Raw genomic sequence first — 17,027 nt, forward strand, 5'->3', positions numbered from 1 at the left:
GGCTACGAGCCGGCTCGCTGTGTTCGACGATACGCCGGAGGCCCAACAAAGTTCGCAGTTTCGTCGTTCGTCGAATGCATCCTCATCGGATGTAAATCTGTTCATATGTGCAGTCGCGCAAGTGATGTCGGCGGATTCGCCGGCCGAGGGCGAGCTGCCCGGACGGGGACGTACCGGCTCCCCTGATCTCTGCTACGACATCGGATCCCGTTGCGCGCCACACTGGAAGAGGAAATGGTCGTAGCGCGGTGCGTGTGTGTTCCGCCCGGTTCGATCACCGAATCGGAATGAGCGCCTCGTTTTATCCACTCTCGACCGGCACGACGGTCATCTCGACGAGGTCGTCACCCAACGCCGACAAGGCGCTTCGTACGGGAGTCAGCGCCTCCGCAGGCGTCAGGATCTCCGCGCGGACCCGTGGGGAGACATCCAGGGTTCGTTTCTGCCCTCGGACCATCTGATCGACCGAGTCGGTTGTGGTGACGAAGACTTCGGAGAGAATTGCGCGGCGTGCACCCGCGGCAAGTACCTCTCGTTCCACACCTGCGGCTCCGGCCGAGTCGAGAACTGCCGTGACCAGGTACAGCTTGTGTCCGGGTTCCATCGGCTTCGATACGAGCGCCGATATCGAGCCGTCTGCTGCGGGATCGGGGGGAGTGGGGCCCTCGTGATAGGCGTTCATGCCCTGCTGGCTGAGATCGAGATGTTCTTCTTCCTCGGCGCTGACGCGAAGGCCGATCGTCTTCTCGATCGCGAAGCCGATCACCAGGGTGAGCACGAGGGCGTAGACGATCACCGCGATCAGTGCGACGACCTGGTAACCCAGCAGTGCCCAACCGCCACCGGCGAAGACTCCGTCCCGGCCGATCGAATTGATCGCCTCTTCGCCGAAGAAGCCGACGCACAGGGTGCCGAACACGCCACCGATGAAATGGACTGCCAGCACGTCGAGCGCATCATCCACACGCAGAAGCTTTTTCAGTCCGAGCGCCACATAACACACCACTCCGGCAAGAGCACCGATGACCACCGCGGCCCACGTGTTGACGTAGCCCGCGGCGGGGGTGATGGTCGCCAGTCCGGCCACCGCGCCCGTCACGCCTCCCAGTACGGTCGAATGGCCTTCCCGGTAGCGCTCGATCACGAGCCAGACGAGCATCGCGGCGGCGCCGGCCAGCTGGGTGTTGACCAGAGCTTGAGCGGCAACCCCGTTGGCCTGCAGCCCGTCTCCGGCATTGAAGCCGAACCAGCCGAACCAGAGGATGCCCGCGCCCACAATCACCAGCGGGACCGAGTGCGGCAGTGGTGCGCGGTTGGGTCGAACCTTGCGTCGTCCCAATACGATCAGCAGACCGAGCGCGGCAGCTCCGGCGGACGAGTGGACGACCATTCCGCCGGCCCAGTCCTGCGCTCCCATCTTGGTCAGCCATCCGCTGGGAGCCCACAACCAGTGCGCCACAGGTGCGTACACGATCACCGACCAGATGGCGATGAACACCGCCCAGCCCAGAGCCTTGAGGCGATTGGCCACTGCTCCCGTGGCCAGCGCCGGGGTGATGATCGCGAACATCAACTGATATGCGAAGAAGGCCAGCGTCGGGATCGCAACGGTTTCGGTCACCACGTGGAGGTCCGGCTTGGGGGCCTCGCCGATGTTGGTGAGCGCGACGAACCCGAGATCGGCGATGATCCCGTTGCCCCGGTCGTTACCGAAAGCGATGCTGTAGCCGAACACGAACCAGGTCAGCGAGATGATGCACAGGCCGACGAGGTTCTGCTGCAGCATCACGAGCGTGTTGCGCCTGCTCACCATGCCTGCGTAGAAGAACGCAAGACCCGGTGTCATGAACAGGACGAGGGCCGCACACACCAGTACCCATGCGGTGTCGCCGCTGTCGATCGCGGCTTGCGACAAGGTCGAAGTGGTCATCGACGGGCCTGCGCTTTCGGGAGAGGTGTGATCGTCCCTGAACGAGTCTGCCGAACAAGGTATTTCGGACTTCGGTCGACTCGGGATCGGGACGGTGGGCTCTGCTCTGCCCGATGACGAGCGATATGCATCCAGCGACCTCCGATCCTCACATCGGCCAGTGACGCGGTTCTCGATGCCGGCAGCAGAATCGCCGGGCGGCGAGAGTTGTAGTCCGAGGTGAGCATATACACCCCCTTTGCGCGATGTGGGTCGATCGCGTCAACTCGACTCCCTACCGTGACGCTGTTCCTCGCCGAGCGTGCCGGCGACGGGCATGTCACCTACCGGGCAGTTCGTCCGTCCGTTCCTCTCTACCGGCGCACTCGTAGGGCTCTAGACTTGCGCTGTGGAGGCCGTCTGGGTGGGAGCCGGGATCATCATCCTGGGGATGACCCTCCTCGACCTGTTCCTCACCGCCCTCAATTACGACGAAGCAGGCTTTCTCCACCAACCGGTTGCGGCGTGGGTGTGGCGCGTCATCAGGCGAGTGACGCGAAGAATGTCACGCCGCCGGAGGCCTGTTGTACTCCGTCAGGTCACGGGTATCCAGATCGTGGTCATCGTGGGTATCTGGGTGGGTGGCTCGATCGTGGGCTACGCGTTCATCTACCTCGGCATGATGAGCGGGCAGGGCTTCCTGCACGACGGTGGTTCCGGCGACGCGTTCGGCGCACTGTATTTCAGCACTGCTCAGCTCGCGACGATAGGCACGTCCCAGATCACCCCCAACACTGATGCGACACGGATCATTTCGGCCCTGGAGACCCTCACCGGCTTGATGCTCGTCCCCCTCATCGTCACGTTTCTTCTCGGGGTCTACGGAGTGATCAGTGCCCTGCGCGAACTTTCCGCGCGGTTCTACAATCCTGGAAACGGCATCGGCGACCCGGTGGCCAGCCTGAAGCCGTACTTTCCGGGCGGCGAACCGCGTGACCTCGACGTGGCACTTTCGTCCGTCGCCGAGAGCTTCAGCAGTTACACCGATGGGGTCCGACTGCACCACTCCGCCTACTACTTCCAGAGCGGCCGCGACACCTTCTCGCTGCCCTACTCGATCAGGATGCTGAGCGGAATCGTCGCAGTACTTCGGTGGGGGTTGCCGAAGTCCCACCCTGTGACCGTCGAGCCTCTGTTGCTTCCACTCACCGACCAGTTCCTCCGGTTCGCGGACTACATGCATCCCATTCTCGGGTGGACGAGCACCGACGTTCCCGAGACGAGGTCGCGTGAAGAATTCCAGCGGCTGATCGAGAAGGACATCGAACTGCACCGGACGGCAGGAGATCGCTCGGGGCCTCCAGAGGAAAGCGAAGATCCGTGGGTCACCCGGTTCGCGCGGGTGAATCGGAAGATGGGCGAACTGGCTCACGTCGAACCGTTCACCGATCTCGGCGATGCCTACGAACGGTACGTCGAGTGGCTGCCGTTCGCGTACCGGGCGCAGCAGTTCACCGAGGCGGTCAGCCGCGATCTGGACTATCAGCCCGTGTACGCACCCGGCTGGACCGATGTCGCGGAATCTGCGGCGCCAACCGAGCGTCCGAGTGCGGGGACTCACAGCCTCCGCACCTTCTTCGCCAATCGGCTCACCCTCATCGACCCCGGATACGTTCGATTGTTCGGTGCGCTGCGCGTCGTTCTCGCTGCGATCGTTGCGGTCGCGGTAATGGCGATCGGTCTGAAACTGGTCGGGGGAACGCCGATGCCCACGGCGATCTTCGGCGGAATGATCGCAATGTTCGCAGCCGGTGTCGCAGCACAGTCCGCCTCGCGCCCGGGCATCGCCAAGTTCGGCGGGATGCTCGTGACGGTCCCTGTAGTGGTCGCGGTCGGGCTGATGACCGTGGTCCCGCACGACCCGTTGCCGTCGGGGCTCGCAGTCGCAGCGCTGGCTTTCGTCGGCGTGTGGCTCGGCAGATTCGGACCACAAGGAGCCGGGCTCGGCCGTGTGTTGTTCATGACGTTCTACTTCAGTGTCCTGCTCCGCTTGAGTTCCGACGACTTCTGGGTGTATGCGCTGACGGGCCTCGTGAGCGTCACCGTGTCGGTGCTCGTTCAATTCATTCCGCTGGGCAGCGGCCGAGTGGGGCTCGTGCGCGGAGGCATCCGCGCTTTCGAACGCAGTGTCGCGGACACCATCGACCCCCTCGTCGATACGGTCTCCGCTGCTCGCTGGGATCCGGACCTGCGTAAACGGGTGCAGAGCAAACTCGATCAGCTTCATCACACCGCCTCGTTTCTGGGTGGTCAGCTCACCGGGCAGGTACCGGGCCTGCACCTGTCGCCGGAGCAGTTGACCGATCTGCGAATTCGGATCTTCGATGTCGAACTGGCGGCGGTGAACCTCGGTGCCGCGACTCGCGACGCGACCGGATTCGGTATGTCGCTGCCGATTCGGGCCGCACTCGCCGGTGAGCTCGAACGGCTCAAACAGCACATCCGCGGTTACCCGGGTCTTCCTGGATGGGTTGGGGATTCGGAAGACGACAGGACATATTCACTCGATCCTCCCGGTGGTGCACCCGACCCTGTCGACTGGCCGATCCTGGCGCAACGTTTGCATCATGCGATGCGCGAATTGTGGTCCGCAGCCGATGATTTGCATCTTGCACGCGCCGAGGACCTGATCGCGCGTCCGGCTACCACGGATCGAGCCGATCGCCTGCCTGCGCCGACCGGTCCGGAAAGCGCCGCCGGAAAGACGGAAACACCGTCCCCTGCCACGGGAAAGGCGGAAGCACCCTCCGGCCCGGGCAGCGGCGGCCGAAACCTGATCGCGGGACCGGTTCGCCGCGGAATCCAGGCCACGCTCGCAACAGGGCTCTCGCTGTGGGCCGGCGGTGCGGTATCTCAGACATATCAGTACTGGGCCGCGCTACCGGCGTTCTTCGTGCTGGGTGAGACCGACGGGGAGACACTTCTCAAGGGGGTGCAGCGGATCGTCGGTACCGTGTTCGGAGGCGCGATCGGGTTCGGCTTCGCAATCTGGATCGGGACCGACACCCTCGCCGTGCTGCCCCTGCTGGCACTGTGTGTGTTCGCATCGATGTACTTCGGGCCCGTGTCGTCCGTGCTGAGGGCGTTCTGGACGACCATGCTCGTCGCGTTGCTGTACGACCTCCTGGGAAAACTCGACTCGGAGACGATCGAACTACGTGTCGTGGAGACAGTAATCGGAGCCGTGCTCGCCCTGGTGGTCGCCGCGCTGGTCCTGCCCACCCACACCGGCACACGACTGGCTACGGATACATCACAGTTGGTGCGCACGGTGCGCGACGTGACTGCGATATGCCTCGACCACCTCCGATCCGGTTCCGTCGGGAAGCTGGATATGGGCGATCTCGAACGCCGTGAACTCGCCTTGACCAAGCTGGTGAACGAAGTCGAGAACACGGCGCTGCCGCTGCGCCGTTCCTCCGGCGCACTCGATGTCCGGGGAATCGAAGGGAGACTCACCGCGCTGTGGGCGCTGTTGTTCTATGTGCGGCACCTCGTCTCGGCCACCGAGCATCTGTCCCCCGACGAGAATGTGCTGACCGACGCCCAGCGGCGCGACATCCAGGCGATCACCGAACGCAACTTCGGGGCGCTCCTGACTGCCTTGGAAGGTGGGACACCCGGCCCGGTGGAGGGGGATGTGGAAGTGGTCGACGAGTACGACATTCCGTACGGCACGCCTCTGTCACAGGTACTCCGGTCCCTCGAGCGCATCGATTTGACCGTGACGTTCATGGTGGAGGAGGTGCTGCCGAGCGAGGGGAGGTTCTCGCGGGTCGGCTCGGCGGCGCGCAGAGTCCGGAATCGGTGAGTGCGGCGGATGTTCGGACAGACCGGCGTGCAACCGTTTTCGTGTGTCGAACGCGACCTCTCCGGGGCCGGCTGCCGCCCATCGTGCGACTCGGCGACCCTCTCGAGCCGAGGATGCCGGACCGCGACGGGGTGCCTCCGACAGCCGGCCGCCGGGTGCCGACACGCCCGGCGCGCTCGTCTAGACTCGACCGATGTGGCCCACCCGATGATCGCCCCCTCGATCCTGTCCGCAGATTTCGCTCGTCTCGCCGACGAGGCGCAGGCTGTCGCCGGTGCCGACTGGCTCCACGTCGACGTCATGGACGCGCATTTCGTACCGAACCTGACCCTCGGACTCCCCGTCGTCGAGTCCTTGCTGAAGGCGACCGACATCCCCCTCGACTGTCACCTGATGATCGAGAATCCCGGTCGCTGGGCGCCGCCCTACGCAGAGGCGGGTGCGCACAACGTGACCTTCCATGCCGAGGCGACCGACGATCCGGTCGCCGTGGCGCGCGATATCCGGGCCGCCGGTGGCAAGGCGGGGCTGTCCGTGAAGCCCGGCACCCCGATCGAGCCCTATCTCGAGATCCTGAAGGAATTCGACACCCTGCTCGTGATGAGCGTCGAACCCGGCTTCGGCGGTCAGTCCTTCATCCCGGACGTCCTCGACAAGGCCCGGCAGGTCCGTCGTCTCGTCGACTCCGGTGAACTGCGGTTGCTCGTCGAGATCGACGGCGGTATCAATGCCGACACCATCGAGGCCGCCGCCGAGGCCGGTGTGGACTGCTTCGTCGCCGGATCGGCCGTCTACGGCGCCGACGATCCCGGTGAGGCGGTCCGGAAACTTCGGGCGCAGGCCGGGACTGCGTCCCGGCACCTGACGCTCGCCCCGTGACCACACCCGAGATCGCCGAAGCGCTCCAGTTCGCGCTCGACGCGTCGGAGGCGGTGCGGGGCACGACGAGCCCGAACCCGCCGGTCGGTGCGGTCATCCTCGACGCGGAGGGGCAGCCGGTGGGGGTCGGTGCCACCGCCCCGCCCGGGGGGCCGCACGCGGAGATCCGGGCTCTCGAAGCGGCCGGAGAACGCGCCCGGGGCGGCACCGCCGTCGTGACTCTCGAGCCGTGCAATCACACCGGACGCACGGGCCCGTGCGCGCGCGCCCTCGTCGAGGCGGGCATCGCGACGGTGTACTACTCGGTGGCCGACCCCAACCCCGTCGCCGGCGGTGGTGCGGACACCCTGCGCGCCGCCGGGGTGACCGTGCATCCGGGATTGGGGGCCGAGGCCGTCACACGGGGACCGTTGCGGGCTTGGCTGCACCGCCAGCGCACCGGGCGACCGCACGTGACGTGGAAGTACGCCGCCTCGATGGACGGCCGGAGTGCGGCCGCCGACGGGACGAGCAGGTGGATCTCCGGCCCCGAATCACGGGCACGGGTGCACGACCAGCGCAGCCGGCTCGACGCCATCATCGTCGGAACCGGCACGGTGCTCGCCGACGACCCCTGGCTGACGGCTCGGCTGCCCGAAGGTGAGCTCGCCCCGCACCAGCCGCTTCGGGTGGTCGTCGGGATGCGTGAGATACCTACCTCGGCAAGGGTTCTCGACGACGCTGCCCCCACCCTGGTGCTGCGTACCCATGATGTGGGGGAGGTGCTGGACGCGCTCGGGGATCATCCCGACGTCCTGCTCGAGGGCGGTCCCCGGCTCGCAGGTGCCTTCCTCGCGGCGGGTTGCGTCGACCGCATCCAGGCATACCTCGCGCCGGTGGTGCTCGGAGCAGGGGAGGCCGCCGTCGAGGGCGCGGGAGTGAACACGATCGCGGACGCGTTACGGTTCCGCCGGGAGCGGGTCGAAACGGTCGGCTCGGACATCCTGTTGACACTCGTCCCGGACCGGGACGACTGAATCGAGACCGGTCACGCACCGGGGCAAGGAGCGGAACATGTTCACCGGCATCGTCGAGGAACTCGGGGAGATCGTGGCGAAGGAGGATCTCGCCGACGCGGCGCGCTTCACGGTGCGCGGTCCGGTGGTCACCTCCGACGCGAAGCACGGTGACTCGATCGCGGTCAACGGTGTGTGCCTGACAGTGGTCGACGTGGTCGACGGCAGCGCGTTCACCGCGGATGTGATGAAAGAGACGCTGGACCGGTCGTCGCTCGGGCAGTTGACGCCCGGCAGCCCGGTCAACCTCGAACGCGCCGCCGCGATCGACAGTCGTCTCGGCGGCCATCTGGTGCAGGGACACGTCGACGCGACGGGCACGGTCCTGGCCCGCACACCCTCCGAGAACTGGACGGTCGTGCGCATCTCGCTACCCGCCGAAATCGCCCGCTACGTCGTGGAAAAGGGCTCGATCACCGTGGACGGCGTCTCGCTCACCGTCTCGGCGCTCGGTGGGGAACGCGGTGACGAATGGTTCGAGATCTCACTCATCCCGACCACCCTGTCGCTCACGACGCTCGGCACCGCCGCTCCGGGCAGCCTCGTCAACCTCGAGGTCGACGTGATCGCCAAGTACGTGGAGCGCCTGCAGAACGCGCGCTGACGCGTCGTAGTGTGGAGCACGACAGTGCTGTGTTCACGAGCCGGAGACCTTCCGGTACGGGTCGTCCGGATACGAGAGTTGGAGTCCAGGGAAGTGACGAGGTTCGACACCATCGAGCGCGCGGTCGCCGACATCGCCGCCGGTAAGGCGGTCGTCGTAGTCGACGACGAGGACCGTGAAAACGAGGGCGACCTCATCTTCGCCGCAGAGAAGGCCACACCCGAACTCGTGGCGTTCATGGTGCGCTACACCTCCGGCTATCTGTGCGTCCCACTCGACGGCGAGGACTGCGACCGGCTCGGGCTCCCCCCGATGTACAGCGTCAACCAGGACAAGCACGGCACCGCCTACACGGTCACCGTCGACGCGAAGGAAGGCATCGGCACGGGTATCTCCGCGTCCGACCGCGCCGCCACCATGCGGCTGCTCGCCGACCCGACCTCCACTGCCCAGGACTTCACGCGTCCCGGTCACGTGGTGCCGCTGCGCGCCAAGGAGGGCGGCGTCCTGCGCCGGCCCGGGCACACCGAGGCCGCCGTCGACCTCGCCCGCATGGCCGACCTGCGGCCGGCCGGCGTCATCTGCGAGATCGTCTCGCAGAAGGACGAAGGCGAGATGGCCCGCACCGACGAACTGCGGGTCTTCGCCGACGAGCACGAGCTCGCCCTGATCTCGATCGCGGATCTCATCGCGTGGCGCCGCAAGCACGAGAAGCATGTCGTGCGCGTCGCCGAGGCCCGCATCCCCACCCGGCACGGCGACTTCACGGCCGTCGGCTACCAGAGCATCTACGACGAGGTCGAACACGTCGCGCTCGTCCGCGGCGACATCGCCGGCCCGGACGGCGACGGCTCCGACGTGCTCGTGCGCGTGCACTCCGAATGCCTGACCGGCGACGTCTTCGGGTCGCTGCGCTGCGACTGCGGTCCGCAGCTCGACGCCGCCCTCGAGATGGTGGCCGAGGAAGGCCGCGGCGTCGTGCTGTACATGCGCGGCCACGAGGGACGCGGCATCGGCCTGATGCACAAGCTGCAGGCCTACCAGCTGCAGGACTCCGGTTCCGACACCGTCGACGCCAACCTGCAGCTCGGCCTGCCCGCCGACGCCCGCGACTACGGCATCGGCGCCCAGATCCTCGTCGACCTCGGCATCTCGTCGATGCGCCTGCTGACCAACAACCCGGCCAAGCGCGTCGGTCTCGACGGCTACGGCCTGCAGATCACCGAGCGCGTCCCGATGCCGTTGCGCGCGAACCGCGAGAACATCTCGTACCTGCGCACCAAGCGCGATCGCATGGGCCACGACCTGATCGGTCTCGACGAGTTCGACGAGGGAGACGCCTGATGAGCGGCGAAGGCCTGCCCGAGCTGCAGCTCGCGGACGCCGCAGGACTGAGTCTCGCGATCGTCGCCGGTCGCTGGCACGCCGAGATCTCGGACGCCCTGATCGCCGGTGCGCAACGCGTGGCCGAACAGGCCGGCGTGACCGACGTGACCCTCGAGCGGGTCGCAGGTGCCATCGAGCTCCCGGTCGTCGCGCAGCAACTGGCCCGGACCCACGACGCGGTGGTCGCGCTCGGTGTGGTCATCCGTGGTGGAACGCCGCACTTCGAGTACGTGTGCGACGCCGTGACCTACGGCCTCACCCGGATCGCCCTGGACGAAGGGACACCGGTCGGTAACGGTGTGCTCACCACCGACACCGAGCAGCAGGCCCGCGACCGCGCGGGTCTGCCCGATTCGATGGAGGACAAGGGCGGACAGGCCTGCGCTGCCGCCCTCGACACCGCCGTGACACTGCGGCGACTGCGGAAGGCGCAAAGGTGACCGGCACCGAGACCGGCTGGGATCTCGAGGTACGCCCGGAGAAGATGCGGCGCTGGGTCGTCGTCGCCGCGGTCTTCGTCCTCGCCGTGCACATCTTCGCGGCGCTCGTACTGCGCGGCGGCGGCGACACGGGCGTACACCTGCGGGTCGTGGACCAGATCGCTCTGCTCGCGATCGGTGTCGTGCTCACCGGAGGCATCCTGCTGTTCACCCGGCCGCGGCTGCGGGCCGGCGCGGCCGGCGTGACCGTGCGCAACGTGATCGCAGAACGTCACATCCCCTGGAGCGACGTGCGGGGATTGTTCTTCGACCACGGCGCGCCCTGGGCCCGCCTGGAACTGCCCTTCGACGAGTACGTGGCCGTCGTCGCGATCCAGGCCCGGGACGGGGAGACCGCGGTGGATGCGCTCGAACGATTCCGCGAACTCGAGTCCCGCTACACGAACACCGTCCGCAACGACGACACCGACGGTGACGACGGCGGAGCCGTCAGGGGCGACGACTAACCTGGACCTGTGCCCGACCCCTCGACATATCGTCCTGCCCCCGGCTCCATTCCCACGGAGCCGGGGGTCTACAAGTTTCGCGACCCGCACGGCCGGGTCGTCTACGTCGGCAAGGCGAAGAACCTCCGCTCGCGTCTGAACTCGTACTTCGCCGACATCGCGTCGCTGCACCCGCGGACCCGGCAGATGGTGACCACGGCGGGCAAGGTCGAGTGGACGGTGGTGCGCACCGAGGTCGAGGCGCTGCAACTCGAATACAACTGGATCAAGGAGTTCGACCCGCGGTTCAACGTGCGGTACCGGGACGACAAAACGTACCCGATGCTCGCCGTCACGCTGAACGAGGAGTATCCGAGACTGTTCGTCTACCGCGGTCCGCGTCGTCGAGGGGTGCGGTATTTCGGACCCTATTCGCACGCGTGGGCGATCCGCGAGACCCTCGACCTGCTGCTGCGTGTGTTCCCGGCGCGCACCTGCTCGGCGGGGGTGTTCAAACGGCACGCCCAGATCGGCCGCCCCTGCCTGCTCGGATACATCGACAAATGCTCGGCGCCCTGCGTCGGCCGCGTCACTGCCGACGAGCACCGCCGCATCGTCGAGGACTTCTGCGACTTCCTCGCCGGTCGCACCGACAAACTCGTGCGCGAGGTCGAGCGACGGATGCAGGCCGCTGCCGAGGAACTCGACTTCGAGACCGCGGCGCGACTGCGCGACGATCTCGGCGCACTGCGCAAGGCACTCGAGAAGCAGGCCGTCGTGCTCGGCGACGGCACCGACGCCGACCTCGTGGCGTTCGCGGGCGACGACCTCGAGGTGGCCGTCCAGGTCTTCCATGTGCGCGGCGGTCGCGTGCGCGGTCAACGCGGCTGGGTCGTCGAGAAGTCCGGTGACGTGCTCGACCGTCCCGAGGACCGCGACGTCGAAGGCGTCGAGGCCGCCGAGGGGACCGACGACGCCGAAGAACTCTCGCTGCTCGTCGAACAGTTCCTCACCCAGTTCTACGGCGAGGAGGCCGCGCTCGGCACCGACGACGCGGACGCCACCAGCGCTGTGCCGCGCGAGGTGCTCGTTCCCGCCCTGCCGCCCGACCCGGACGAGATGAGCCGCTGGCTCGGGCGCCTGCGCGGCGGTCCCGTGCGTCTGCGCATCCCGCAGCGCGGCGACAAGAAGGCACTGGCCGACACGGTCGAGCGCAATGCCAAGGAAGCACTCGCGCAGCACAAGCTGCGGCGCGCGGGCGACTTCAACGCCCGATCGGCGGCGTTGCAGGGCATCCAGGACGCCCTCGACCTCGACTCGGCGCCGCTGCGCATCGAGTGCGTCGACATCAGCCACGTGCAGGGCACCGACGTCGTCGCATCGCTGGTCGTCTTCGAGGACGGGTTGCCCCGTAAGTCCGACTACCGGCACTACGCCATCAAGCACGCCGCCGGCGACGGGCACTCCGACGACGTCGCTTCGATCGCCGAGGTCACGCGCCGGCGTTTCCTCCGCCACAACCGCGACCTCGCCCGGCAGGCAGATCCGGACGGTTCCGCCCCGGAGGGAGGCGACGGCGGGGATCTGGCGCCCGAAGCGGCACTGGACCCGGCGACGGGCCGTCCGCGGCGGTTCGCCTATCCGCCGAACCTGTTCGTCGTCGACGGTGGTGCACCGCAGGTCGCGGCTGCGGGCGAGGTCCTCGACGAACTCGGTGTCACCGATGTCGCGGTCGTCGGACTCGCGAAGCGTCTCGAGGAGGTGTGGGTGCCGGGGGAGGAGGATCCGGTGATCCTCCCGCGGACCAGCGAGTCGCTGTTCCTGCTGCAGCGCATCCGCGACGAGGCACACCGTTTCGCGATCACCTACCACCGCAGCAAGCGGTCCAAGCGCATGACGGCCTCCGCTCTCGACGGGGTCCGCGGTCTCGGCGATACCCGGCGCAAGGCGCTCGTCACCCACTTCGGGTCCGTCGCGCGACTGCGGGAGGCGAGCGTCGAGGAGATCACCGCGGTGCCCGGGATCGGGCAGGCCACGGCGAAGGCCGTCCTCGAGGCGCTGCGGGGTGACGCACCCGCTCCGGCCGAATCGCCGCAGGACACCGACTCCCCGGCCGTCGCGGACGAGAGCGACGCCACCCCCGCCCCTGCGGGCGCTCCGGTTACGGCACCTGTGGTCGACCCGGCTGCCGCGGATGCGGGCGACACGCCGGTAGGCGATGATGGCTCCGTCGGCGTGTCGGGAGTACGAGCGGAGTCGGAACAGTGACCGAAGTGGGTCGGATCCCGGGAATGGCGGACGGTTCGGAACAGGGTGTCGACGGTGAACGGCCGGCGCAGGCCGAGGTCATCGTCGTCACCGGCCTGTCCGGAGCCGGACTGAGTACGGCGGCGACCGCCCTCGAGGATCTCGGGTGGTACGTCGCGGAGAACCTCCCGCCCCAGTTGGTGCTGTCGATGATCGATCTCGCGGTGCAGGCCGAACCTCCGCTGCAACGCCTCGCCGTGGTGATGGACGTGCGCAGCCGGTTGTTCACCGGCGACCTCGAACGCGTGGTCACCGATCTGGCGGCCCGCCCGGTCAACACCCGGGTGCTCTTCCTCGAAGCCGCCGACTCGGTGCTCGTCCGGCGGTTCGAGCAGGTGCGCCGCAGCCATCCGCTGCAGTCCGACACGGCCGACCGCACGCTCACCGACGGCATCGCCGTCGAACGCGAGCAGCTCGCTCCCGTCAAGGCCGCGGCCGACCTCGTCATCGACACGTCCGCGCTGTCCGGGCCCGATCTGCGTCGCAAGATCGATGCGGCCTTCGGCGACGCCGCATCCGACACCATCCGGGTGACCGTGGAGTCGTTCGGCTTCAAGTACGGCCTGCCCATGGACTCCGACGTCGTGTGCGACGTGCGGTTCCTGCCGAACCCCCACTGGATCGCCGAACTGCGTCCGCACACCGGGCAGGACGCGGCGGTGCGCGACTATGTACTCTCCCGCGACGGTGCCGAGGACTATCTCGCCACCTATCACCGGCTGCTCGATCTGACGACCGCCGGTTACCGTCGGGAGGGGAAGCGCTACATGACGATTGCAGTGGGCTGCACCGGAGGGAAACACCGGAGCGTGGCGATGGCCGAGGCCCTCGCCGCACGCCTCGAGCAGGAACCGGATCTGACGGTGAACGTGGTGCACCGGGATCTGGGGCGCGAGTGAACGCCGAGACTCCGAACTCCGACAGCGCTCCGAACCCCGGGGCAGCGCCCGGACCTGCGATCACCGCTCTCGGCGGCGGACACGGTCTGTACGCGACGCTCAGTGCCGTCCGGCGCCTCACCGACCGGGTCACCGCCGTCGTGACCGTCGCCGACGACGGAGGTTCCTCGGGACGGCTGCGCGCCGAACTCGGCGTCGTCCCACCCGGCGACCTGCGCATGGCCCTCGCCGCACTCGCCGGCCGCGACGACGAGGTCCGGGTGTGGACCGAGACCGTCCAACACCGCTTCGGCGGCACAGGCGCACTCGCCGGGCACTCCGTCGGCAACCTGATCCTCGCCGGGCTCGCCGAGGTGGCGGGCGACACCGTCACTGCTCTCGACATGCTCGCTCGCGTCCTCGACGTACGCGGTCGGGTACTGCCCATGTCGCCGATCCCCCTCGACATCGAAGCCGACGTGTCGGGACTCGAATCCGACCCGCGGGTGAGCCGCTGCATCCGGGGACAGGTCGCGGTGGCGACCACCCCGGGCAAGGTGCGCCGCGTCCGCCTGATCCCCGCCGATCCGCCGGCCTGTCCGCCGGCGCTCGACGCGGTGTGCGAGGCCGATCTCGTGGTGCTCGGCCCGGGATCCTGGTTCTCGAGCGTCATCCCGCACGTGCTCGTCCCGGACCTGCACGAGGCGTTGGTCCACACGACGGCGCTCAAGGTCCTCGTGCTCAACCTCGCGGCGGAACCGGGGGAGACGGCAGGCTTCTCCGCGGAACGTCACCTGCACGTTCTCGCCCAGCACGCCCCCGATTTCCGTGTCGACCACGTCGTCGTGGATGCTGCCTCGGTACCGGAAGGACGCGAGCGCGAGCACCTGAGCCGGTCCGCGGCCCGATTCGGAGCGGACGTCTCGTTCGTCGACGTCGCCGAGACCGGTACGCATCGACACGACCCCGCCAAGTTGGCGGGGGCACTGGAAACATGTCTGTCCTCGCGCGGTGGAGTCCGTGCCGCGCGCGGGGACGGGAGGGAGAGCGTCTCGTGGCAATGACAGCGGAGGTCAAGGACGAGCTGAGCAGGTTGTCGGTCACCAGGATCAGCAATCGCAAGGCCGAGGTGTCCGCCCTCCTGCGCTTCGCCGGGGGATTGCACATCGTCGCCGGACGGGTGGTCGTCGAGGCCGAGGTCGACCTCGGATCGATCGCACGTCGCCTCCGCCGCGAGATCTTCGAGCTCTACAGCTATCCCGCCGAGATCCAGGTGCTCGGCGCGGGCGGTCTGCGCAAGAGCTCCCGGTACATCGTCCGCGTCGGCAAGGACGGTGAGGCGCTGGCCCGCCGCACCGGCCTGCTCGACGGGCGCGGACGACCCGTGCGCGGACTGCCTGCGCAGGTGGTCGGTGGCAGCGTCTCCGACTCCGCCGCGGCGTGGCGCGGAGCGTTCCTCGCCCACGGTTCGCTCACCGAACCGGGCCGTTCCTCGGCCCTCGAGGTCAGCTGCCCCGGCCCGGAGGCCGCCCTCGCGCTCGTCGGCGCCGCCCGCCGGCTCGGCGTCACCGCCAAGGCACGTGAGGTGCGCGGCGCCGACCGCGTGGTGATCCGCGACGGCGAGGCCATCGGCGCGCTGCTCACCCACATGGGCGCGCAGGACACCCGGCTGGTCTGGGAGGAACGTCGCATGCGCCGCGAGGTGCGGGCGACCGCGAACCGTCTCGCCAACTTCGACGACGCCAATCTGCGCCGGTCCGCACGCGCCGCCGTCGCTGCCGCTGCGCGGGTCGAGCGGGCGTTGGCGATCCTGGGCGCCGACGTTCCCGATCACCTCGCCGCCGCCGGCGCGCTGCGCGTGCAGCACCGTCAGGCGTCCCTCGAGGAACTCGGTCAGCTCGCCGATCCGCCGATGACCAAGGATGCCGTCGCGGGACGGATCCGCCGTCTGCTGTCGATGGCGGATCGTCGAGCGAAGGAACTCGGGATCCCCGACACGGAGTCGGCCGTCACCGCTGAGTTGCTGGACGAGGCATAGCGGGGCAGGCTTGCAAGGGAGTTCGCGCCACGACCGGGCGGCTCCCCGCAGTACGGCCACATCCCACTAGGGTGGAGGTCACACGAGCACGAGCACCACCACGACCATCGAATACTGGGCAAAGGAGCTTCATTGTGACTGTCCGCGTAGGCGTGAACGGATTCGGACGCATCGGGCGCAACTTCTTCCGGGCGGTCGAGGCACAGAAGGCACTCGGTACCACCGACATCGAGATCGTTGCCGTCAACGACCTCACCGACAACGACACCCTCGCGACGCTCCTGAAGTACGACTCGATCCTGGGGCGCCTCGACAAGGACGTGCATGTCGAGGGCGACGACATCGTCGTCGGCGACCGGAAGATCAAGGCCCTCTCGATCAAGGAAGGCCCCTCCGCTCTACCGTGGGGCGACCTCGGTGTCGACGTCGTCGTCGAGTCCACCGGCATCTTCACCAACGCCGCCAAGGCGAAGGGTCACATCGACGCCGGTGCCAAGAAGGTCATCATCTCGGCGCCCGCCACCGACGAGGACATCACCATCGTCATGGGTGTCAACCACGACAAGTACGACGGCACGCAGAACATCATCTCCAACGCCTCGTGCACCACGAACTGCCTCGGCCCCCTCGCAAAGGTGCTGAACGACGAATTCGGCATCGAGAAGGGCCTGATGACCACGATCCACGCGTACACCCAGGATCAGAACCTGCAGGATGGACCGCACAAGGATCTGCGTCGCGCTCGCGCCGCCGCCCTGAACATCGTCCCCACCGGCACAGGCGCCGCCAAGGCCATCGGCCTCGTGCTCCCCGAGCTGCGCGGCAAGCTCGACGGCTACGCGCTGCGCGTCCCGGTCCCGACCGGCTCGGTCACCGACCTCACCGCGACCCTCACCAAGAAGGCCACCGCCGACGAGGTCAACGCCGCACTGAAGGCTGCTGCGGAGGGTCCGCTGAAGGGCATCCTGAAGTACAACACCGATCCGATCGTCTCCTCGGACATCGTCACCGACCCGCACTCGTCGATCTTCGACGCGCCTCTGACCAAGGTCATCGACGAGCAGGTCAAGGTCGTCTCGTGGTACGACAACGAGTGGGGCTACTCGAATCGTCTTGCCGACCTCGTCGGTCTCGTCGGCAAGTCTCTCTGAAACTCGTAGAACAGGACATTTGAA

At 67.7% G+C, this 17,027-nt stretch carries 13 protein-coding genes; 12 read left to right on the top strand and 1 reads right to left on the bottom strand.

The window, feature by feature from the left end:
- Positions 1 to 301 precede the first annotated feature (301 nt).
- Positions 302 to 1,930 (bottom strand): ammonium transporter, encoded by a 1,629-nt coding sequence (locus AC0LPE_RS10745; RefSeq protein ID WP_490606180.1) that lies wholly within the window; start codon positions 1,928 to 1,930, stop codon positions 302 to 304.
- A 388-nt stretch (positions 1,931 to 2,318) separates the two neighbouring features.
- Between AC0LPE_RS10745 and AC0LPE_RS10750 the strand changes: the two genes are divergently transcribed.
- The 12 genes from AC0LPE_RS10750 (at position 2,319) to gap (ending at position 17,003) form a co-directional block, all read left to right on the top strand.
- Positions 2,319 to 5,780 (top strand): FUSC family protein, encoded by a 3,462-nt coding sequence (locus tag AC0LPE_RS10750; protein WP_490606181.1) that lies wholly within the window; start codon positions 2,319 to 2,321, stop codon positions 5,778 to 5,780.
- Positions 5,781 to 5,975: 195 nt separating this feature from the next.
- On the top strand, positions 5,976 to 6,659 hold the full coding sequence (gene rpe / locus AC0LPE_RS10755; protein WP_490606182.1) for a ribulose-phosphate 3-epimerase: 684 nt from the start codon (positions 5,976 to 5,978) through the stop codon (positions 6,657 to 6,659).
- Positions 6,656 to 7,675 (top strand): bifunctional diaminohydroxyphosphoribosylaminopyrimidine deaminase/5-amino-6-(5-phosphoribosylamino)uracil reductase RibD, encoded by a 1,020-nt coding sequence (gene ribD, locus AC0LPE_RS10760; RefSeq protein WP_490606183.1) that lies wholly within the window; start codon positions 6,656 to 6,658, stop codon positions 7,673 to 7,675. Before rpe ends, ribD begins: the two co-directional genes overlap by 4 nt.
- 37 nt (positions 7,676 to 7,712) lie before the next feature.
- Positions 7,713 to 8,318: a riboflavin synthase gene (locus AC0LPE_RS10765; protein WP_490606184.1), complete on the top strand. Its 606-nt coding sequence runs from the start codon at positions 7,713 to 7,715 to the stop codon at positions 8,316 to 8,318.
- Positions 8,319 to 8,411: 93 nt separating this feature from the next.
- Positions 8,412 to 9,662, top strand: coding sequence for a bifunctional 3,4-dihydroxy-2-butanone-4-phosphate synthase/GTP cyclohydrolase II (locus tag AC0LPE_RS10770; protein WP_016691693.1), 1,251 nt, complete (start codon positions 8,412 to 8,414; stop codon positions 9,660 to 9,662).
- The gene (gene ribH, locus AC0LPE_RS10775; protein ID WP_490606185.1) at positions 9,662 to 10,144 is read left to right on the top strand and encodes a 6,7-dimethyl-8-ribityllumazine synthase; all 483 of its coding nucleotides are present in this window, start codon (positions 9,662 to 9,664) and stop codon (positions 10,142 to 10,144) included. The genes AC0LPE_RS10770 and ribH overlap by 1 nt, the downstream gene beginning before the upstream one ends.
- Complete coding sequence (locus AC0LPE_RS10780) at positions 10,141 to 10,650, top strand: PH domain-containing protein (RefSeq protein ID WP_490606186.1); 510 nt, start codon at positions 10,141 to 10,143, stop codon at positions 10,648 to 10,650. Before ribH ends, AC0LPE_RS10780 begins: the two co-directional genes overlap by 4 nt.
- 9 nt (positions 10,651 to 10,659) lie before the next feature.
- On the top strand, positions 10,660 to 12,897 hold the full coding sequence (gene uvrC / locus AC0LPE_RS10785; RefSeq protein WP_490606187.1) for an excinuclease ABC subunit UvrC: 2,238 nt from the start codon (positions 10,660 to 10,662) through the stop codon (positions 12,895 to 12,897).
- A gap of 23 nt (positions 12,898 to 12,920) precedes the next feature.
- Positions 12,921 to 13,835 (top strand): RNase adapter RapZ, encoded by a 915-nt coding sequence (gene rapZ / locus AC0LPE_RS10790; RefSeq protein WP_490606338.1) that lies wholly within the window; start codon positions 12,921 to 12,923, stop codon positions 13,833 to 13,835.
- Positions 13,832 to 14,878, top strand: coding sequence for a gluconeogenesis factor YvcK family protein (locus AC0LPE_RS10795; RefSeq protein WP_490606188.1), 1,047 nt, complete (start codon positions 13,832 to 13,834; stop codon positions 14,876 to 14,878). The genes rapZ and AC0LPE_RS10795 overlap by 4 nt, the downstream gene beginning before the upstream one ends.
- Positions 14,869 to 15,852, top strand: coding sequence for a DNA-binding protein WhiA (whiA, locus tag AC0LPE_RS10800; RefSeq protein ID WP_006551475.1), 984 nt, complete (start codon positions 14,869 to 14,871; stop codon positions 15,850 to 15,852). Before AC0LPE_RS10795 ends, whiA begins: the two co-directional genes overlap by 10 nt.
- 134 nt (positions 15,853 to 15,986) lie before the next feature.
- A complete protein-coding gene (gene gap / locus AC0LPE_RS10805; RefSeq protein WP_120282439.1) occupies positions 15,987 to 17,003 on the top strand; it encodes a type I glyceraldehyde-3-phosphate dehydrogenase in 1,017 nt (338 codons plus the stop codon).
- Positions 17,004 to 17,027 lie beyond the last annotated feature (24 nt).

The sequence above is a fragment of the Rhodococcus sp. S3 genome, assembly GCF_058211795.1.